General features: G+C 61.4%; 20 protein-coding genes and 2 tRNA genes. 15 read left to right on the top strand and 7 right to left on the bottom strand.

The window, feature by feature from the left end:
• Positions 1-72: 72 nt before the first annotated feature.
• From uvrC to H7F36_RS21130, 10 genes are all read left to right on the top strand, one after another.
• Positions 73-2,052: an excinuclease ABC subunit UvrC gene (gene uvrC / locus H7F36_RS21175; protein WP_187052615.1), complete on the top strand. Its 1,980-nt coding sequence runs from the start codon at positions 73-75 to the stop codon at positions 2,050-2,052.
• A 56-nt stretch (positions 2,053-2,108) separates the two neighbouring features.
• Positions 2,109-2,675, top strand: a complete 567-nt coding sequence (gene pgsA, locus H7F36_RS21170; RefSeq protein ID WP_187052614.1) for a CDP-diacylglycerol--glycerol-3-phosphate 3-phosphatidyltransferase — start codon at positions 2,109-2,111, stop codon at positions 2,673-2,675.
• Between the two features lie 13 nt (positions 2,676-2,688).
• On the top strand, positions 2,689-3,564 hold the full coding sequence (locus H7F36_RS21165) for a DMT family transporter (RefSeq protein ID WP_187052613.1): 876 nt from the start codon (positions 2,689-2,691) through the stop codon (positions 3,562-3,564).
• A gap of 62 nt (positions 3,565-3,626) precedes the next feature.
• Positions 3,627-4,514 (top strand): alpha/beta fold hydrolase, encoded by an 888-nt coding sequence (locus tag H7F36_RS21160; RefSeq protein ID WP_261802427.1) that lies wholly within the window; start codon positions 3,627-3,629, stop codon positions 4,512-4,514.
• 22 nt (positions 4,515-4,536) lie between these two features.
• Positions 4,537-5,622 carry a tartrate dehydrogenase gene (locus H7F36_RS21155; protein WP_187052612.1) on the top strand — a complete coding sequence of 362 codons (1,086 nt, stop codon included), beginning with the start codon at positions 4,537-4,539 and terminating at the stop codon, positions 5,620-5,622.
• 251 nt (positions 5,623-5,873) lie between these two features.
• Entirely contained in the window at positions 5,874-6,146 is a 273-nt protein-coding gene (locus H7F36_RS21150) for an HU family DNA-binding protein (RefSeq protein ID WP_187052611.1), read from the top strand.
• 16 nt (positions 6,147-6,162) lie between these two features.
• Positions 6,163-6,238: transfer RNA gene (locus tag H7F36_RS21145), tRNA-Val, on the top strand.
• A gap of 87 nt (positions 6,239-6,325) precedes the next feature.
• A complete protein-coding gene (locus tag H7F36_RS21140; RefSeq protein WP_187052610.1) occupies positions 6,326-8,239 on the top strand; it encodes a SurA N-terminal domain-containing protein in 1,914 nt (637 codons plus the stop codon).
• A 30-nt stretch (positions 8,240-8,269) separates the two neighbouring features.
• A tRNA-His gene (locus tag H7F36_RS21135) sits at positions 8,270-8,345 on the top strand.
• Positions 8,346-8,485: 140 nt separating this feature from the next.
• Entirely contained in the window at positions 8,486-8,824 is a 339-nt protein-coding gene (locus H7F36_RS21130) for an H-NS family nucleoid-associated regulatory protein (protein WP_187052609.1), read from the top strand.
• Positions 8,825-8,989: 165 nt separating this feature from the next.
• Here H7F36_RS21130 and H7F36_RS21125 read toward each other — a convergent pair whose 3' ends face one another.
• Positions 8,990-9,976 carry an NADPH:quinone oxidoreductase family protein gene (locus H7F36_RS21125; RefSeq protein ID WP_187052608.1) on the bottom strand — a complete coding sequence of 329 codons (987 nt, stop codon included), beginning with the start codon at positions 9,974-9,976 and terminating at the stop codon, positions 8,990-8,992.
• 126 nt (positions 9,977-10,102) lie between these two features.
• Between H7F36_RS21125 and surE the strand changes: the two genes are divergently transcribed.
• From surE to rlmD, 4 genes are read left to right on the top strand one after another with little or no spacing between them, the layout of a single operon-like run.
• A complete protein-coding gene (gene surE, locus H7F36_RS21120; RefSeq protein WP_187052607.1) occupies positions 10,103-10,870 on the top strand; it encodes a 5'/3'-nucleotidase SurE in 768 nt (255 codons plus the stop codon).
• A gap of 9 nt (positions 10,871-10,879) precedes the next feature.
• Positions 10,880-11,662, top strand: coding sequence for a protein-L-isoaspartate(D-aspartate) O-methyltransferase (locus H7F36_RS21115; RefSeq protein ID WP_261802426.1), 783 nt, complete (start codon positions 10,880-10,882; stop codon positions 11,660-11,662).
• A 10-nt stretch (positions 11,663-11,672) separates the two neighbouring features.
• Entirely contained in the window at positions 11,673-12,626 is a 954-nt protein-coding gene (locus tag H7F36_RS21110) for a peptidoglycan DD-metalloendopeptidase family protein (protein WP_187052606.1), read from the top strand.
• Between the two features lie 46 nt (positions 12,627-12,672).
• Entirely contained in the window at positions 12,673-14,106 is a 1,434-nt protein-coding gene (gene rlmD / locus H7F36_RS21105; protein WP_187052605.1) for a 23S rRNA (uracil(1939)-C(5))-methyltransferase RlmD, read from the top strand.
• Positions 14,107-14,187: 81 nt separating this feature from the next.
• On the opposite strand, the gene H7F36_RS21100 is transcribed toward rlmD, so the two are convergent.
• The gene (locus H7F36_RS21100; protein ID WP_187052604.1) at positions 14,188-14,898 is read right to left on the bottom strand and encodes a Bax inhibitor-1/YccA family protein; all 711 of its coding nucleotides are present in this window, start codon (positions 14,896-14,898) and stop codon (positions 14,188-14,190) included.
• A 162-nt stretch (positions 14,899-15,060) separates the two neighbouring features.
• Here H7F36_RS21100 and H7F36_RS21095 point away from each other — a divergent pair, with 162 nt between their 5' ends.
• Positions 15,061-15,468, top strand: coding sequence for a GlcG/HbpS family heme-binding protein (locus H7F36_RS21095; RefSeq protein ID WP_187052603.1), 408 nt, complete (start codon positions 15,061-15,063; stop codon positions 15,466-15,468).
• Positions 15,469-15,664: 196 nt separating this feature from the next.
• Here H7F36_RS21095 and hemP read toward each other — a convergent pair whose 3' ends face one another.
• The 5 genes from hemP to H7F36_RS21070 form a co-directional block, all read right to left on the bottom strand.
• The gene (gene hemP, locus H7F36_RS21090) at positions 15,665-15,880 is read right to left on the bottom strand and encodes a hemin uptake protein HemP (RefSeq protein WP_187052602.1); all 216 of its coding nucleotides are present in this window, start codon (positions 15,878-15,880) and stop codon (positions 15,665-15,667) included.
• Positions 15,881-16,016: 136 nt separating this feature from the next.
• Positions 16,017-16,430: an ExbD/TolR family protein gene (locus tag H7F36_RS21085; protein WP_187052601.1), complete on the bottom strand. Its 414-nt coding sequence runs from the start codon at positions 16,428-16,430 to the stop codon at positions 16,017-16,019.
• A gap of 5 nt (positions 16,431-16,435) precedes the next feature.
• Complete coding sequence (locus H7F36_RS21080) at positions 16,436-17,152, bottom strand: MotA/TolQ/ExbB proton channel family protein (protein ID WP_187052600.1); 717 nt, start codon at positions 17,150-17,152, stop codon at positions 16,436-16,438.
• Positions 17,153-17,165: 13 nt separating this feature from the next.
• Positions 17,166-17,864, bottom strand: coding sequence for an energy transducer TonB (locus H7F36_RS21075; RefSeq protein WP_410003095.1), 699 nt, complete (start codon positions 17,862-17,864; stop codon positions 17,166-17,168).
• A 98-nt stretch (positions 17,865-17,962) separates the two neighbouring features.
• Complete coding sequence (locus H7F36_RS21070) at positions 17,963-18,235, bottom strand: bacterioferritin-associated ferredoxin (protein ID WP_187052599.1); 273 nt, start codon at positions 18,233-18,235, stop codon at positions 17,963-17,965.
• Positions 18,236-18,296 lie beyond the last annotated feature (61 nt).

The raw sequence follows: 18,296 nt of genomic DNA, 5'->3' as shown, positions 1-18,296 counted from the left end.
GGGCACTTTAGCGTCAGGGCCGACGCGCGGCATGGCTGATGTACCCCGTGCCGCCGCGCCACAATAGCCGCCATGTCAGACGTGCATTCCGATCAACTGTTGAGTGAAGTGGCAGCCCTGCCGCAATTGCCGGGCGTGTACCGCTATTTCGATGCGGCGGGCGCCGTGCTCTACGTGGGCAAGGCGCGCAACCTGAAGAAGCGGGTCGCCAACTACTTCCAGAAGAGCCACGGCGGCACGCGCATCGGCCACATGATCTCGAAGATCGTGCGCATGGAGACGACCGTGGTGCGCTCGGAAGCCGAGGCGTTGCTGCTCGAAAACAACCTGATCAAGTCGCTCAAGCCGCGCTACAACATTCTCTTTCGCGACGACAAGAGCTATCCGTACCTGAAGATCGCTTCGCACACGTTCCCGCGCCTCGCCTACTACCGCGGCGCAACCGATCGCAAGCACCGCTACTTCGGCCCCTATCCGAGCGCGTGGGCGGTGAAGGAAACGATCCAACTGCTGCAGAAGGTTTTCAAACTGCGCACCTGCGAGGACACCGTGTATGCGAACCGGACGCGGCCATGTCTGCTGTATCAGATCAAGCGTTGCACCGGGCCGTGCGTAGGCAACATCACGCCCGAGGACTACGCGCACGACGTGACCAACGCGGAAGCCTTTTTGATGGGTGACACGCACCTCGTGCTGACCGCGCTCGAAGGCCGCATGACGAGCCACGCGGAGCGCCTCGAGTTCGAGCAGGCGGCCGAGCTGCGCAACCAGATGTCGGCGCTGTCGCGCGTGTTGCACCAGCAGTCGATCGAGATCGCCTCGGACAAGGACGTCGACATCCTGGCGGTGAAGGTGCAGGGCGGCAAGGCCTGCGTCAACCTGGCGATGGTGCGCGGTGGTCGGCACCTCGGCGACCGGCCCTACTTCCCCGTGCATGTGGAAGACGCGACCGCCATCAACAGCGATGACTTCGAAGCCGAGCAAGCCGATGTAGCCCATATGGGCGCACCGGCTGCCGCCATCGATTCGGTCGCGGTCCAGGTGCTCGAGGCATTCATCGCACAGCATTACATTGACGTGCCGGTGCCGGCCACGCTGGTGTTGAGCGAACTCGTCAGCCGCGAGCTGATCGAGGCGGTGTCGCAGCAGTCGGGCACGCGGATCACGGCCGTGTTCCAGCCGCGCGAGCAGCGTCGGCGCTGGCTGGAAATGGCGCAGACCAATGCCGGCCTGCAGCTGGCGCGCCTGCTGGCCGAAGAAGGCTCCCAACAAGCGCGGACGCGCGCACTGACCGATGCGCTCGAACTCGCTCCCGACGATCTCGACAACTTCCGCGTCGAGTGCTTCGACATCTCGCACACGGCTGGCGAGGCCACGCAGGCATCGTGCGTGGTGTTCGAGCATCACACGATGCAGAACCGCGAATACCGCCGCTACAACATCGAGGGCATCACGCCGGGCGACGACTACGCCGCCATGAGGCAAGTTCTGCACCGTCGCTACAGCAAGTTGGCTGAAGTCATGGCGGCAGAGACGGATGCGCCGACCGCGGGCGATGCGAGCGGCGCTGGCACCGATGCGCCCGCCAAAACCCGTGCCGCGCGCATGCCCGACCTGGTGCTGGTCGACGGCGGCAAAGGCCAGGTGTCGATGGCGCGCGAAGTCTTCGGCGCGCTGGGGCTTCCACTGTCGCTGATCGTCGGTGTCGAAAAGGGTGAGGGGCGCAAGGTCGGGCTGGAAGAACTGGTGTTTGCCGATGGGCGCGAAAAGGTCTACCTTGGCCGCGATTCCGCCGCGCTCATGCTGGTCGCGCAGATCCGCGACGAAGCGCATCGCTTCGCCATCACCGGCATGCGTGCCAAGCGCGCCAAGGTGCGTGTGGGCGGCAGCCAGCTCGAAGACATTCCGGGCATCGGCCCGAAGAGGCGTGCGCGTTTGCTGCAACGTTTTGGCGGCATTCGGGGGGTGGCAGCGGCGAGCGTCGAAGACATCGCGTCGGTCGATGGCATCGCAACGGACCTGGCCGAAGAGATCTATCGGGCGCTTCACTGACACAGGTCTGCAAGAAGCGCCGTAACCCCGTCATCGAACCACGTCACAATCGACCGATGTTCTGGACTCTGCCGACCATCATGACCTGGACGCGCATCGTCGCGATCCCGTTGATCGTCGGCGTGTTCTATTTGCCCATCGCCGAGCCGATGCGCAACTTGATCGCGACGGTGATGTTCATCATCTTCGCCTTGACCGATTGGCTCGACGGTTACCTGGCACGCAAGCTCAACCAGACATCGGCTTTCGGTGCATTCCTCGATCCTGTGGCCGACAAGTTTCTGGTCTGTGCTTCGCTGCTCGTGCTGGTACATCTGCAAAGGGCCGATGTGTTCGTCGCGCTCATCATCATCGGCCGTGAGATCGCCATCTCTGCGTTGCGTGAGTGGATGGCGCAGATAGGGGCCGGAAAAAGCGTCGCCGTGCACATGCTCGGCAAGGTGAAGACGGTCGTGCAGATGGTCGCAATACCGTTCCTGCTTTTCAACGGAAGGCTCTTCGGCCTGATCGACACCGGGTTGTGGGGTCACTGGCTGATCTGGATTTCTGCCGTGCTTACGGTCTGGTCGATGGTGTACTACCTGCAGAAAGCCATTCCGGAGATCAGGGCCCGGGCCAAATGACTTTCGCGAGAACATGACGGCCCGCGGCGCGGGCTGGTTGCGAGCGATGCCGGTCGTGTTCGTCTTGATATGGAGCACCGGCTTCATCGTTGCGCGCTACGGCATGCCCTTCGCGCCGCCGTTCAAGTTTCTCGCTATGCGCTACGCGCTGTCGCTTGTCTGCTTCTATGCATGGGTCCGGCTGGCGAACGTGACCTGGCCTGCATCCCGCTCCCAGTGGGGGCATCTTGCGGTGACAGGCACGCTCATTCAGGCGGGTTATCTCGGGGGCGTATGGGCTGCAGTCAAGCTCGGCATGGGCTCGGGGTTGGTGGCATTGCTCGTCGGGGTCCAGCCTGTGCTGACGGCTATCTGGATGTCGATGCGAGGCGGCGCCGTCAGCCGCCGCCAATGGGTGGGCTTGTTGCTCGGGTTCGCCGGACTGGTCCTTGTCGTGGCGCGCAAAATCGGGCAGGGCGGGGAGGTGACGGGCGTCACCATGAGCCTTGCCTTGCTGGCACTGCTCTGCATCACCGCAGGCACGCTGTATCAAAAGAGGTTTTTGGCGCCATGCGATGTGCGCAGCGCCAGCGTGGTGCAACTCGGTGCGGCGCTGATCGTGACCTTGCCTTTCGCAATGCTCGAATCTGAGGCGATTCAGTGGAACTCGCATTCGATCGGCGCCCTGACGTGGTCGGTGTTGGCACTGACATTGGGCGGCAGCTCGTTGCTCTACATCCTCATTCAGCGCGGCACTGCGACAGCCGTAACAAGCCTGCTTTATCTGGTGCCGCCTTGCACAGCCGTCATGGCATGGTTGCTGTTCGATGAGCCGATCACCGCGGTCGCCGTGGCTGGTATCGCGCTGACTGCCATCGGTGTCAGCCTGGTGGTGCGCGCGGAACGCTGAACCGGCGCTGACGATTCCATGCAGGTGACCGTGCGACGCACAATCCGATGATGTTCAGCGCGATGACTCAGTTCACACCCTTCGACGTACAGAGAGACGACGTCGTGCTGCACGGCCGCATCGGCGGCAACGGTGCGCCCTTGCTCCTGCTTCATGGCCATCCTCAGACACACGCCATCTGGCACGGTATTGCCCCAGCATTGGCGGAGCGCTTCACCGTCATCGCGATGGACCTGCGCGGTTATGGCGATTCGGGGCGACCGGCCGACGATGCAAACCATGTCGCTTACAGCAAACGCGAAATGGCACGCGATGCCAGAGCCGTGATGGCGCATCACGGATTTTCACGCTTCGGCGTGCTGGCGCACGACCGCGGCGCACGCGTGGCGCACCGGCTCGCCGCCGATCATGGTGAGGCAGTCGACCGCATGCTGCTGCTCGACATCGCCCCGACGCTGTCGATGTACGGGAACACTTCGGAAGCGTTCGCGCGTGCCTATTGGCACTGGTTCTTCTTGATCCAGCCGCCGCCCTTGCCGGAGGCGCTCATCGCATCTGATCCGGTCCGTTATGTGCGCAGCGTGATGGGCGGGCGGCACGCGGGGCTCGCACCTTTCGCGCTGGAGGTCATGGCGGAATATGAGCGTTGCATCGTCATCGATGGCACGGCCGAATCGATCTGCGCCGACTACCGGGCATCGGCCACGATCGACCTCGTGCACGATCGCGAGGACGTTGCTGCCGGCCGCAAGCTCGCGTCGCCATTGCGCGTGCTGTGGGGCGAACATGGCGCGGTCGGCAAATGCTTCGATGTGCTGGCGCTGTGGCGCGAGGTCGCGCACCACGTGTCGGGCCATTCGGTACCGTGCGGCCATTACGTCCCTGAAGAAGCGCCCGATGCAGTGCTCGCCGAAGCATTCGACTTCTTTTCGCCCCTGAACAAAACATAACCAATCCGCAAGGACAGACACCATGACCAGCCACAGAATCGCAGTCATCGCCGGCGACGGCATCGGCAAGGAGACCATGCCTGAAGGCCTGCGTGTGCTCGATGCCGCTGCGCGCAAGTTCGGCATCGATCTCAAGTTCGACCACTTCGATTTTTCGAGCTGGGACTATTTCGAGAAGCACGGGAAGATGCTGCCGGACGACTGGAAGAAGCAGATCGGCGGGCATGACGCGATCTTCTTCGGCGCCGTTGGCTGGCCGCAAAAAATTGCGGACCATGTGTCCCTGTGGGGCTCGCTGTTGCTGTTTCGACGAGAGTTCGATCAGTACATCAACCTGCGGCCCGCGCGGCTGATGCCCGGCATCATCGCGCCGGTGGTGCGCCGCGACGGCTCGCCGCGGCTGCCCGGAGAGATCGACATGTACATCGTGCGCGAGAACACCGAGGGCGAGTACTCGAGCATCGGCGGGCGAATGTACGAAGGCACGCAGCGCGAGATCGTGGTGCAGGAAACCGTGATGTCACGCGTCGGCGTGGACCGCGTGCTGAAGTTCGCTTTCGAACTGGCGCAGTCGCGGCCCAAGAAGCACCTCACCAGCGCGACCAAATCGAACGGTATCTCGATCACCATGCCTTACTGGGACGAGCGTGTGGTCGAGATGGCCAAGAACTACCCGGGAGTGATGCTGGACAAGTTTCACATCGACATCCTGACGGCGCACTTCGTGCAGCGCCCCGACTTTTTCGACGTGGTGGTCGCGAGCAATCTGTTCGGCGACATCCTGTCGGATCTGGGGCCGGCTTGCACCGGCACCATCGGCATTGCACCGAGCGCCAACCTCAACCCCGAGCGCACCACGCCATCGTTGTTCGAGCCGGTGCACGGCTCGGCGCCGGACATCGCCGGCAAAGGCATTGCCAATCCCATCGGCCAGATCTGGTGCGGTGCAATGATGCTCGAGTTCCTCGGCCACAAGAACGCGCATGACGCGATTCTCACAGCCATCGAAAAGGTGCTGGCACCGCAGAGCGGCGCACCGCGCACGGCGGACATCGGCGGCGACGCCGGCACCGCTGATGTGGGAAAAGCGATCGCCGCGGCGCTTTGAGACAACAGTTCAAAAGGACTTGAAAGCAGTTCGCGAAAACGCCCCTAAAATCGCGATCCTCACAGAGCTGAGCAACGTCGTGTCGTATTGACACCCCGTAGAGCAGTGGTTGTAATCTTTTTCGGCAGTGCGCTGTCGACTTGTCAGAAAGCCCATCCTCTTGCCAGAACGAAACGGCATTCGTGTCGCCGAGAGGATGGCTGCGCCGCTGACGACACCCGATCAATTTTCAATACCTACAAGGGGCCCTTGTGAATAAGACCGAACTGATTGAGCACATCGCGAAGAACGCCGACATTTCCAAAGCAGCCGCTACCCGCGCGCTGGAATCCACCATCGGCGCCATTCGCACCACGCTCAAGAAGGGCGGCTCCGTTTCGCTCGTTGGTTTCGGCACTTTTGCCGTTGGCAAACGAGCAGCCCGCATAGGCCGCAATCCGCGCACCGGCGAGGCGATTAAAATCAAGGCCGCCAAGATTCCGAAGTTCCGTCCGGGCAAGGCGTTGAAAGACGCGTTGAACTGAGACATCGTTTCCGGTGGGGTGCTTAGCTCAGCTGGTAGAGCGGCGCCCTTACAAGGCGTAGGTCGGGGGTTCGAGCCCCTCAGCACCCACCACCACCATCCGATGCAAAGGCGAACAGGTTGTTCGCCTTTTTTATTGCAGAGCCGACCGGCACACGCGGTCGTGAAAGAGAGTTTTCAATGTTCGATTTCTTCCGCAAGTACAACAAGTTCGTGATGGTGTTCTTGTTCTTGTTGATCATTCCCTCGTTCGTGTTGTTCGGAGTGGAGCGCTACCAGGGCGACGGTCAGGGCGAAAAGGTCGCTACGGTCGATGGCCAGGCAATAACGCAACCTCAATGGGACCAGGAACACCGCAACGAGATCGATCGCATTCGTCAGCAGAACCCGAGCGTCGATGCTGCACTGCTCGACACTGGCGCTGCTCGCTACGCAACGCTCGAGCGCATGGTGCGAGACCGTGTGCTCGCTGCCGCGGCGGCGAAGAGCAACATGACGGTGTCGGAAGAGCGCCTGTCACGCCTGTTCGCCGAAGACACGGGTCTGGCATCGTTTCGCGGTGCAGATGGCAAGTTCGATCGCGCGCAGTTCATGCGTGCCACTGGCCGCACGCCGGAGCAGTACGAAGCAGCTGTGCGTTCGGACCTTTCCACCCAGCAAGTGCTGTTGGGCGTATCGGGTACAGCCTTCGCGACTCGGGGCCAGGCCGATGCGGCGTTGAATGCGTTCTATGACAAGCGTGAAGTCCAGGTGGCGCGCTTCAATCCCACCGACTTTGCAGCTAAATTGACGGTGACCGACGCTGACTTGCAGGCCTATTACGACCAGCACGCTACTCAGTTCCAGCGGCCCGAGCAGGCGAGCATCGAGTACATCGTGCTCGACATGGACGCCGCAAAAAAGAACATCGCGCTCAATGACGCCGACGTCAAGAGCTACTACGAGCAAAACAAGGATCGGCTCGGTACCAAGGAAGAGCGACGCGCGAGCCACATCCTCATCACTGCACCCGCCACTGCGCCCGCCGCGGATCGCGAGAAGGCCAAGGCCAAGGCCGAGCAGCTGCTGGCCGAAGTCAAGAAGGCTCCCAACAGCTTCGCCGATGTTGCGCGCAAAAACTCGCAGGATCCCGGTTCGGCAGAGAAGGGCGGCGACCTGGATTTCGTGATGCGCGGCGCCATGGTCAAGCCCTTCGAAGATGCCATGTTCGCGCTCAAGAAGAACGACATCAGCGATGTGGTCGAGACGCAGTTCGGTTATCACATCATCAAACTGACCGACATCAAGCCATCGTCGGTTCAACCCTTTGAACAAGCCCGCGCTGGCGTCGAGAACGACTTGCGTACCCAGCAGGCCACCGTGGAGTTTGCCAAGGCCGCTGATGCGTTCAAGGATCTCGTGTACCAGCAGCCTGACAGCTTGAAACCTGCCGCGGACAAGCTCAAGCTCTTGATCCTGAAAGCTGCGGATGTGCCGCGCACGCCCGCCCCGGGCGCGACCGGCGCGCTGGCGAGCCGAAATTTCCTGGCCGCGTTATTCACGCCCGATTCGCTCGAACGCAAGCACAACACGGACGCGATCGAGGTCGGCGCCAACCAGCTCGCTGCGGGCCGTGTGACACAGTACGCCGTGGCGCGCACATTGCCTTTCGCCGAGGTCAAAGACAAGGTGCGTATACAACTGCTGGCTGAGCGTTCATCGGCCCTGGCCAAGTCCGAGGGTGCTGCCAAGCTGGCGGCATGGCAAGCGGATGCCAAAGCTGCAACCTTCGGCGCGCCGGTTACCGTGTCGCGGCTGGATGTGCAGTCGCAACCGATCCCGGTCGTCGAGGCCGCACTTCGCGCCGACACGACCAAACTGCCGGCGTTGATGGGTGTCGATCTGGGCGCTGAAGGCTATGCGGTGGTGAACGTCCTCAAAAGCATTCCGCGCGCTGCCCCGACGCCGGAGGTCGCCCAACAAGAGGCCGGACAAATCGCCCAGGCGGTTGCCAGTGCCGAAAGCACGGCGTACTACGACATGCTGAAGCAAAGGTTCAAAGCGGAAATCGTGGCGAAGAAGCCCGTCGATTCGGCGCTGCCAGCGATTCGATAGCCTTTTGACGCTACAATTGTGCGCTCTTCGGTGGCTGTAGCTCAGCTGGTAGAGTCCCAGATTGTGATTCTGGTCGTCGTGGGTTCGAGTCCCATCAGCCACCCCAGATTTATGTGAAAACTGAAGAAATTGCGAAAACGCGCCGGTTCCTGTGACCGGCGCGTTTTTTTTATTGCCGATCGATTTCGCAATTGCAAATTGAATTAGAATTTTTGCCTTGACTCATTCAATCCAAGGAATATTCTGATGGCTTCCACCCTCGCCGATCTCAATTCTCAGATCCAGAAGCATGATGAACAGATCGCCCAATTGCGCAAGCAAGCAGAAGAACTGCGAAATCATGAACGTGCAGGCGTTGTCGACGAACTGCGTAAGAAGATCGCTGAATACGGGATCTCGGCGGCTGACCTAAAGCTGACTGGGCGTGGCCCGGCTAAACGGACGAACGTCGTACCTGCCGCTAAAGGCGTTGCCAAATACAAGGGTCCGGCCGGTGAAACATGGTCGGGCGGAAGGGGGCGCAAGCCGCGTTGGGTGACTGAAGCGCTGGCCGCCGGAAAATCGCTTTCGGATTTCGAGATCTGACGCCTCACCCGAGGAATCGGTTAAGCAATAAAAAGCCCGCTTCAGCGGGCTTTTTCATGGGTGGACGGTTTCAGCCGATGCAGCGGTGCAGCGGTGCAGCGGTGTTGCCGAAAGACGATAGGGTCACCGCTATTGCAACGCCGCGTGAACGGCGTCGCCGGCATATCAGTTAACCATCACCAGTTTGCCTTTGACGCCACGCGAGCCCATGTGCGCGTAGGCGGCTTTGAGTTCTGACATCGGCATCGTGCTGTCGATAACCGGTTTGATCTTGCCCGCGCTGTACCACTGCGCCAATTCCACCATCATCTGAGCATTGGCTTTGGGCTCGCGTTTGGCGAAATCGCCCCAGAATACGCCGACCAACGATGCACCTTTGAGCAGCATCAAATTCAATGGCAACGATGGGATCGGACCCGATGCGAAACCGACAACCAGATAACGACCGCGCCACGCGATCGATCGAAATGCGGGTTCGGCGAAATCGCCGCCGACGGGATCGTAAATAACGTCGGGGCCTTTGCCCTCGGTGGCCGTCTTAACGGCATCGCGAAAGCCGCCGGGCAATGCGTGCGTGGTGTAGTTGATCGTCGCATCGGCGCCGATCGATTTGCAAAGCTCGCATTTCTCATCCGTCGATGCGGCCGCAATCACTTTGGCGCCCGCAGCTTTGGCAATTTGAATGGCCGCGGTGCCGACACCACCGGCCGCCCCAAGCACCAGCACCGTCTCGCCAGGCTTCAATTGCGCACGATCTATCAGAGCGTGCCAAGAGGTGGCATAGATCATGATGAATGCAGCTGCATCGACATAGCCGAATCCATCTGGCAGCGGCATGCACAGCGCTGCTGGTGCCAGGGTGTGCGTACCGAAGCCGCCGGTGCCCGACAGGCAAGCCACGTTTTGCCCGACCTTCAGATGCGTGACGCCTTCGCCCACCGCCTGAACTATGCCCGCGTATTCGGAGCCGGGGACAAATGGGAGCGGCGGCTTCATCTGGTATTTGTTCTGCACGATCAGCAGATCGGGGAAATTCAGGCTGGCGGCCTTGATCTCTATCAGAACCTGCCCGGGGCCGGGCTGCGGCGTCGGCAGTTCTTTCCATGTCAGCGCATCGACGCCGATAGGGTTTTCGCAAAGCCATGCATGCATGTTGTGTCTCCTGAGGTACGGGGGATGGGTGGGGCAAGTGCGGGCGATGATAGGTGGCGTGTTGGAGTGCCGTTGTCCCTGCCGTGACGCAGCCGCCACCTACAATGAAGCGCACTCTCCGACGTCATGAAAATACTCATTTCCAACGACGACGGCTTCCAGGCGCCGGGCATCGTTGCATTGCACGCCGCGCTCAAGGACATCGCAGATGTCGAAGTCGTCGCACCCGAACACAACAACAGCGCGAAGTCGAACGCACTCACGCTCGCGGCGCCGCTCTACGTGCGCGACGCTCACAACGGCTTTCGCTATGTCACCGGCACGCCGGCCGATTGCGTCCACATCGCGCTGAAGGGGCTGCTGGATTACAGGCCCGACCTCGTCGTCTCCGGCATCAACAACGGTGCCAACATGGGTGACGACACGATTTATTCAGGCACCGTCGGCGCGGCCATGGAAGCTTATCTCTTCGGCATTCCCGCGATTGCGTTCTCGCAGATCGAAAAAGGCTGGGCACACATCGATGCAGCGGCACAGATCGCCCGCTTGCTGGTGCAGCGCATCGAGCGCGAACGCATGCTCGACGGTGGCGCGTTCTTGCTCAACGTCAACATTCCGAACCGGCCGCTCGACGAAATCAAGCCGCTCAAGGTGTGTCGTTTGGGCCGACGTCATTCGGCAGAAAAAGTCATCACTCAAGACAGCCCGCGTGGCGAAACGATGTACTGGATCGCCGGCGCAGGTGGTGCAAAAGACAGTGGTGAGGGTACTGACTTTCATGCGACTGCGGCAGGGCATGTGGCGCTCACGCCGTTGCAAATCGACCTGACCGATCACGCCGAACTCGGTGCCTGGCGCGCCTCTGTATCGCGCCTGAGCGCGGCAGACGCCTGAAGCGCACACGTGGCCACGCAGCGCCCCAGTTTTCCGGTGCGGCTCACGCCGACCGCCGCCGCAGCCACGCGTGGGCGCATGCCTGCGGCACCGTCAAGGCCGACGGTACCCACAATAACGGCCACGCCGTCGATGGCTTCAGATGCCATCAGGGCGCGCATGGTGCAGCGGCTCGCTGCACAGGGCATTGCCGATACGCGGGTGCTGCGTGCCATGGGTACCGTCGAGCGCCATCGCTTCGTCGACAGTGCGCTGGTCAACCAGGCGTATGAAGACACCAGCTTGCCGATCGGGCTGGGCCAGACCATCTCGAAGCCCAACGTCGTGGCGCGAATGATCGAGCTGCTCCTCGGTGCCCCGGCGCTGGTCGGCAAGCCGAACGACAAGCTGGGCCGAGTGCTTGAAATCGGCACCGGCTGCGGCTACCAGGCGACCGTGCTGAGCCACGTCGCGACCGAGGTCTACAGCATCGAGCGGCTTCGCGGTCTGCATGAGAAGGCGAGGACCAATCTGCGGCACTTCAGGCTCGCGACAGTGCACTTGCTGTTCGGTGACGGCATGGTTGGATATGCCAAGGGCGCGCCCTATGCCGGGATCATCGCCGCGGCAGGTGGCGAGGCCGTGCCCGAGGCATGGATCGCACAGCTCGCGGTGGGTGGCCGCATCGTCGCGCCGACGCAATCTGCGGGCGGAGGTCAAGCCCTTGTCGTCATCGACAAGACGGCTCGTGGGATCGAGCGCCGCGTTCTCGAGGCGGTTAACTTTGTCCCCCTAAAATCCGGAATCGCTTAAGGAAGAACACATGCAGGGTATTGGAAATCGGAGCTGGGTTACCGGCATTGCGCTGGTCTTGTCGCTCGTGATCGCGGGTTGTGCCGCACCGCGCGGACCCGCACCGGTCGAAGACCGCGGCACGATGAGCAAGGCGCCATCGGCAACGCCCACAACCCCTGGCGGCCCGCTCGTCACCACCGATGCCAATGGCAAGCCGCTGGCGGGCATCGAGAACTACGGCAAGCCGGGCTACTACGCCGTGCGGCCGGGCGACACCATTCGTCGCATCGGGACCGACACCGGTCAGCGCTGGCAAGACATCGCGAAGTGGAACAACCTCGACAACCCGGACTTGATCGAAGTTGGGCAGGTGCTCCGCGTGATTCCGCCGGGCAGCACTGCAGTCGCCGGCGGACCGGGTAGCACCGACGCATCAGGCGTCATTACGCGCCCCGTGGTGCCGCAATCGACGATCAGTGGGCCCGCGCCTGCGACCGGACCCGCAACGGCCGCAACGTCGGCGGCAACGGGCCAGGCAAGCGCTGCGGCGACGCCCGCGAAGCCGCCCGTCACCACGTCCTCCGTGGCGCCCGCTGCGGCCGCATCGGGCGATGAAGACGTCGGCTGGATCTGGCCGGCGCAAGGCTCGTTGATCGCCGGTTTCGATGAAGCCAAGAACAAGGGACTCGACATCGGCGGCAAGGTGGGCGAGCCCATCATCGCGGCTGCCGACGGACGTGTCGTATACGCCGGCGCCGGGCTGCGCGGCTATGGCAACCTCATCATCCTGAAGCACAACAACACCTATCTGACGGCTTACGCTCACAACCAGACCTTGCTCGTCAAGGAAGACCAGTCGGTGCAAAAGGGACAGAAGATCGCCGAGATGGGCAACAGCGACGCCGACCGCGTCAAGCTGCACTTCGAGATTCGGCGTCAGGGCAAGCCGGTCGATCCGGCGCGGTATTTGCCATCGCGTTGAGCGTGCTCCGGCCGGTTTGTGCATGCCTCACTGAGACAATCGCGGCATGACGGAACAGACTGAAGAAAAGAAGACGAAGATTTATCCCGAGCCCGAGTGGCTGAACGTCGAGTCGCTCGACCTCGAAGCTCAGGGCGTGGCGCACCGCGCCGACGGCATCGTGGTGTTCATCGAAGGCGCACTGCCTTTCGAAGAAGTGCAGTTCAATGTGCACCGCCGCAAGAACAATTGGGAGCAGGGCACGGTGACGGCCATTCGTCGCGAGTCGTCGCAGCGGGTGCGGCCGGGCTGCCCACACTTCGGCATGCATACCGGCGCTTGTGGTGGCTGCAAGATGCAGCATCTCGACGCGGTTGCCCAGGTGGCGGTCAAGCAACGCGCACTGGAAGACAACCTTTGGCACCTCGGCAAGGTCAAGCCCGAGACCATGCTCCGTCCGCTCGAAGGACCGGCCTGGCACTACCGTTATCGCGCACGCTTGTCGGTACGCCATGTGGTCAAGAAAGGCACGGTGCTCATCGGCTTTCATGAGCGAAAAAGCCGGTATCTGGCGGATATGAAGATATGCCCCGTGCTGCCGAAGCAGGTGAGCGACATGCTGATGCCGCTGCGTGCCTTGATCGGCTCAATGGACGCGCGCGAGACCTGTCCTCAGATCGAGTTGGCCTGCGGCGATGCACCTGATGGTGGTCTCGGCGTGATCGCGCTGGTGCTGCGACACCTTCACTTACTGTCGGCCGAAGACGTCGAGCGGCTCAAGGCATTCGCAAGCGAGCACCGCGGCGTGCAATGGTGGTTGCAAGCCAAAGGCCCGGACACGGTGAAGCTATTGGAAGAGGGCGGCACGCCGCTGGCTTACGACCTGCCGGCATTCGGCATCACGATGCCCTTTAAGCCCACCGACTTCACGCAGGTTAATCCGCATATCAATCGGTCGCTGGTCGGGCGTGCTTTGCGTCTGCTCGATGTGCAGCCGACCGAACGCGTGGTCGACTGGTTCTGCGGCCTTGGAAATTTCACGTTGCCGCTTGCCAGTGTGGCGCGCGAGGTGCTGGGTATCGAGGGGAGCGACACGCTGGTGGCGCGTGCCACGGCCAACTTCGAGGCGAATCGACCCGCGACGGCCAGTCGCCGCGCGTTGTCAGCGACGAAGTTCGTTGCGCGCGATCTGTTCGAGATGACTGCTGCCATGCTGGTGGCCGACGGTGCGGCTGACAAATGGCTGATCGACCCACCGCGTGAAGGCGCGTTCGCACTGGCCAAGGCGATGGTCGAACTGCACGAAAATCCCGAACTGCGTACCGATGGCTGGGCGCCGCCGCAACGCATCGTCTACGTGAGCTGCAACCCGTCGACCTTGGCACGCGATGCGGGGCTGCTGGTGAACCAGGCGGGCTATCGGTGCACGTTTTCCGGCGTGGTCAACATGTTCCCGCATACAGCACATGTGGAGTCGATCGCGGTTTTCGAGCTTGCATGAAAAAAGGGCTCGAAAGCCCTTTTCATTCATTGCGCTATTGGCGCGTCGCGTTGTGCTGTCGCGCGTAATCCGACGTCGCTGTCAGTCGCGTTCCCCGCCGAAGATCCCAAGCAGTGCGAGCAAGCTTTGAAAGACGTTGAAAAGGTCCAGATACAGCGCCAGCGTCGCGGTGATGTAGTTCGTCTCTCCACCGTCGATGATCTGCTTCAGGTCATACAGCATGTAGGCCGAGAAGATTCCGATGGCCGCGACCGACATCACCAGCATGCCGGTGGTCGAACCGACGAAGACGTTGATGACGCCACCGATCAACAGCGCCAATACGCCGACGAACAAAAACTTGCTCATGCCCGACAGGTCGCGCTTGATGACGGTGGCCAGCGAGGCCATCACGAAGAACACGCCGGCGGTGCCGCCGAAGGCCGTCATGATGAGTTCGGACCCGTTTTTGTAGCCGAGAACCATCGCGATCAGCCGCGACAACATCAGGCCCATGAAGAAGGTGAAACCGAGCAGCACCGGCACGCCAGCGGCGGAATTCTTGGTCTTCTCGATGGCGAACATGAAGCCGAACGCACCGCCGAGGAACACCACCAAGCCGAGTCCTCCGGTAAGTGCGCCAGTAATACCAGTGGCCACGCCGAACCAGGCGCCGAGCACGGTCGGGATGAGGCTGAGCGCAAGCAACCAGTAAGTGTTGCGCAATACGCGCTGTCGGTCGGCTTGTGGCAAGGTCTGGCCGAATGGCCCTTGGCCGGCGGCGGTTTCGAGGGTCGTTACGCGGTCGTTCATTGCTGAAACTCCTTGGATTGCTGCTAGCCAGCAGGTGGGCGCATTCTAGGGGGCTGCAAGAGCGTTGCGAGACAAAAATCTACATTCGCGCAGAGCGACGGAATGTAAGAGCTGGCGGACTCTCGCCGTTATGCTTTCGCCTTTCACATCCTGCTTTTGACCATGAAAACCAAATCATTCCTCGAACTCGCCGACGTCAAGGTCATTGCCGCCGCAGCGGAGTCCGAAGCGCTCAAAAACAACTGGGCCGTGACCATTGCCATCGTCGATGACGGCGGACATTTGCTGTGGCTTCAGCGTATGGACGGCGCCGCAGCCCTTTCCTCGCACATCGGGCCAGCCAAGGCCCACACGGCCGCGCTAGGCCGTCGTGAGAGCAAAGGGTACGAGGACGTTATCAACGGCGGTCGCACTGCATTTTTGACTGTGCCCGGCGTCCATGCTTTGCTCGAAGGTGGCGTGCCGATCGTGAAAGACGGCGTCGTGATCGGTGCCGTCGGCGTGAGCGGCGTGAAGTCGAATGAAGATGCGCAAATCGCGAAGGCCGGGATCGCCGCCTTGGGGCTTTGATCCTTCAGACGTCGAGTTCCGCTCGCTGACAAAAGCAAAACGCCGACTCTTGAGTCGGCGTTTTTCATGAACGTTCAGCGTGAAAAAAAGCTTGGCTGGTCGGCGAACCGTTGGCTAGCAAAAAACGACCCTTCGGAGATGAATCTCCTTGAGTCGCCCCACGATGAAACTTGCGCGGTGGCGGGTCGGTCCCTGACTATTTAGTGAGGATCAACTTGCCGAGTTTGGTGGCCTGCAGCCGGTAGAGCGAACCGTTGTGCAGGATGCCGACCGTTTTGTTGCCGCGAAGAAGTTCTGCGCTTTCCACCAGGCCTGCTGCTGAACTGGAAGCTGTCGTCGGACTTGTGCCGCGCCCCGAGTTGTCGAGCGATGGATGGTTCAAAACGGTAAACGCCTTGGCTGGGGTTGGCATATGAATCCTTTGCACGGGTGAGGCTGACTAACGAAACCGCCGTCTGAGGCCTGCTTCGGAATCGATGAGTAAATGATAACTATTCTCAAATACATAGTCAATCGTGGCGATCAACTAAATTGACTTGCGAAGCGCTTCATTTCTGATCGGGCTCAGTGATAAAGCCGATCTTTCGCACACCTGCTTCACGTGCTTGCGACATCGCCTTGGCGACTCGCTCGTAGCGCACTGCCTTGTCGCCACGGATATGCAACTCCGGCTGTGGCTCCTTGGCCGCTTCGGCGCTCAGTCGACCCGACAACTCGCTGTCTTCGATCTTCTGTTCGTTCCAGTAATAGCTGCCATCGGCCGCCACGCTGAACAGTATGTTCTGCGGCTTGCTCTGCTCCGGCTCGCTCGTGGCGCGAGGCAGATCGATGGCCACGGCGTGCTTCATTACCGGCACGGTGATGATGAAGATGATGAGGAGCACCAGCATGACGTCGACCAGCGGCGTCATATTGATCTCGTTCATCACTTCATCGGGTTCATCTTGGGTTCCGAAAGCCATGTCGATCAGCCTTTCTTGAGCGGCACGACGATGGCTTCGTTGCCGCCACTCTGGACGCGTGCGCCGGTCACGAAGTAGGCATGCAGGTCATGCGCGAAGCTGTTGAGCTTGGTCAGCACGAACTTGTTGCCGCGTACCAGTGCGTTGTAGCCGAGTACAGCTGGGATGGCGACCGCCAGGCCCAGCGCCGTCATGATCAGTGCCTCGCCGATCGGCCCGGCGACCTTGTCGATGGTGGCCTGACCCGCCGTGCTGATACTCATCAGCGCGTGGTAGATGCCCCAGACCGTACCGAACAGGCCGATGAAAGGTGCCGTGGACCCCACAGATGCAAGGATCGCCAAGCCGGTTTGAAGGCGGGCGGTGAACTCGTCGATGCCATTGCGCAAGCTGCGCGTGACCCAGTCGCTCACATCGAGCGTGTCGTGCAGATGCGCCTTGGTATTGCGGTGGTGCGCAGTCGCTTCACGGCCCTCGAGTGCCAGCACGCGAAACGGATTGCTGTCGTCCTTGCCGAGTTTTTGCAGTGCCGTCGCAAAATCTTCGCTGTGCCAAAAATCCGATGAGTGCTTTGCCAGTCGCTTGTATTTGATGACGTCGACCGCCTTGATGATGATGACGATCCAGGATGCGAGCGACATGCCGATCAGCATCACGGCCACGGCCTTGGTGACGATGTCGCCCTGATTCCAGAGGTTCATCAGGCCAAATTGATTGTTCATACGGGGGTCCAGGCTATTCGGAAAGGGTAAAACTGATTGGCGCATTGAACAGAAAAACTGTCTCTGAGTTGCCGCTAACGATAGGGGTGATTTGTGAGCGCAACACGGCGTCGGCGGCGGCACGATCGAGCCGCTCAAAGCCGCTCGATTTCGCAATCTCTGCGCGTTTGGCCGAACCGTTGCTGCTGAAGTAGGCCGCGATGATCACGGTCCCGCTCTCGTTGAGCTTTTTACTCATCGCGGGATAGGCGGGCGACGGCTTGCGTATCCATTGCACCTGGCCCGCGCTCAGTTCGACCAGCTTGGGCGCCGGCGGTGCGGGCGGCTGCGCTGGCGGGGCGGGAGGCGTAGGCGGCGCCGCTGGAGCCGGCGGCTGTGCAGGCGGCGGCGGTTCCACGACACCAACCGGCGCATTCGGCGTTGGCACCGGCCGCGGCTCGCGAATGGCTTGGGGGCGCGGCGGCGGTGGCGGCTTTGTCAGCTGCTTTTGCGGCGGCGGAGGGGGCGGCGGCGGTGGCGGCGGTTCTTTCGGGGGATCGATGAACTGACTGATTATTTCCACCGGGATGACGATCTCTGCTGCCTTGCGAATCAGGCCTGCTTGCAACGCCCACAGTGCGGCAAGGTGAAAGAGTACGACGCCACCAGCGATGACGGTGTTTCGGGACAAGCCCAGCGCGGTTGGCGGTGAAGAAAAGCGGTCAGACACGATCAACCATTCGAGAGCGCGCACGCCAAAACGTGCCCGCGATGCAGCAGAAACCGCGATTTACTTGCGAAATATCCACCAGACCGAGCCGGCCACGAAGATCAGGCTGCCACCGAGTGCCGAGAAGAGTTCCATGCTTTGCTTTCCGAAATGGAATTAGCAAGCTGGATCGACTGCTGCCCGGTTTCGCGGTTCAGCGCGGCTACCGGATGCGACGCGCTGCACTGCGCGACGACATCGCGCGCGCAACCTTCACACTGACCACACTGGGTGGCCACGCCGAGTTCGAACTGCACTTCATCGAAGGTCATGCCAGCGCGCGCATGGCGTGCGATTTCACGATCAGAGACTCGGCGGCAAACGCAAACGATCATGGCGGTGAAGCGGCAGATTGGCTGGCTGTTTTAGAAGCCTGATTATAAATACGAATCTGTC

Source organism: Variovorax sp. PAMC28562 (genome assembly GCF_014303735.1).
Taxonomy (GTDB): Bacteria; Pseudomonadota; Gammaproteobacteria; order Burkholderiales; family Burkholderiaceae_C; genus Variovorax.
Note: the sequence above shows the minus strand (reverse complement) of the source record. Positions and strands in the feature narration are given on the sequence as shown.

Coding starts and splice junctions, on each gene's coding strand:
- H7F36_RS21130 (WP_187052609.1), top strand. CDS start 8,486: ATGGCTTCCACCCTCGCCGATCTCAATTCTCAGATCCAGAAGCATGAT.
- H7F36_RS21080 (WP_187052600.1), bottom strand. CDS start 17,152: ATGAACAATCAATTTGGCCTGATGAACCTCTGGAATCAGGGCGACATC.
- rlmD (WP_187052605.1), top strand. CDS start 12,673: ATGACGGAACAGACTGAAGAAAAGAAGACGAAGATTTATCCCGAGCCC.
- H7F36_RS21085 (WP_187052601.1), bottom strand. CDS start 16,430: ATGGCTTTCGGAACCCAAGATGAACCCGATGAAGTGATGAACGAGATC.
- H7F36_RS21100 (WP_187052604.1), bottom strand. CDS start 14,898: ATGAACGACCGCGTAACGACCCTCGAAACCGCCGCCGGCCAAGGGCCA.
- H7F36_RS21165 (WP_187052613.1), top strand. CDS start 2,689: ATGACGGCCCGCGGCGCGGGCTGGTTGCGAGCGATGCCGGTCGTGTTC.
- H7F36_RS21140 (WP_187052610.1), top strand. CDS start 6,326: ATGTTCGATTTCTTCCGCAAGTACAACAAGTTCGTGATGGTGTTCTTG.
- surE (WP_187052607.1), top strand. CDS start 10,103: ATGAAAATACTCATTTCCAACGACGACGGCTTCCAGGCGCCGGGCATC.
- hemP (WP_187052602.1), bottom strand. CDS start 15,880: ATGCCAACCCCAGCCAAGGCGTTTACCGTTTTGAACCATCCATCGCTC.
- H7F36_RS21070 (WP_187052599.1), bottom strand. CDS start 18,235: ATGATCGTTTGCGTTTGCCGCCGAGTCTCTGATCGTGAAATCGCACGC.
- H7F36_RS21160 (WP_261802427.1), top strand. CDS start 3,627: ATGACTCAGTTCACACCCTTCGACGTACAGAGAGACGACGTCGTGCTG.
- H7F36_RS21110 (WP_187052606.1), top strand. CDS start 11,673: ATGCAGGGTATTGGAAATCGGAGCTGGGTTACCGGCATTGCGCTGGTC.
- H7F36_RS21155 (WP_187052612.1), top strand. CDS start 4,537: ATGACCAGCCACAGAATCGCAGTCATCGCCGGCGACGGCATCGGCAAG.
- uvrC (WP_187052615.1), top strand. CDS start 73: ATGTCAGACGTGCATTCCGATCAACTGTTGAGTGAAGTGGCAGCCCTG.
- H7F36_RS21125 (WP_187052608.1), bottom strand. CDS start 9,976: ATGCATGCATGGCTTTGCGAAAACCCTATCGGCGTCGATGCGCTGACA.
- H7F36_RS21095 (WP_187052603.1), top strand. CDS start 15,061: ATGAAAACCAAATCATTCCTCGAACTCGCCGACGTCAAGGTCATTGCC.
- pgsA (WP_187052614.1), top strand. CDS start 2,109: ATGTTCTGGACTCTGCCGACCATCATGACCTGGACGCGCATCGTCGCG.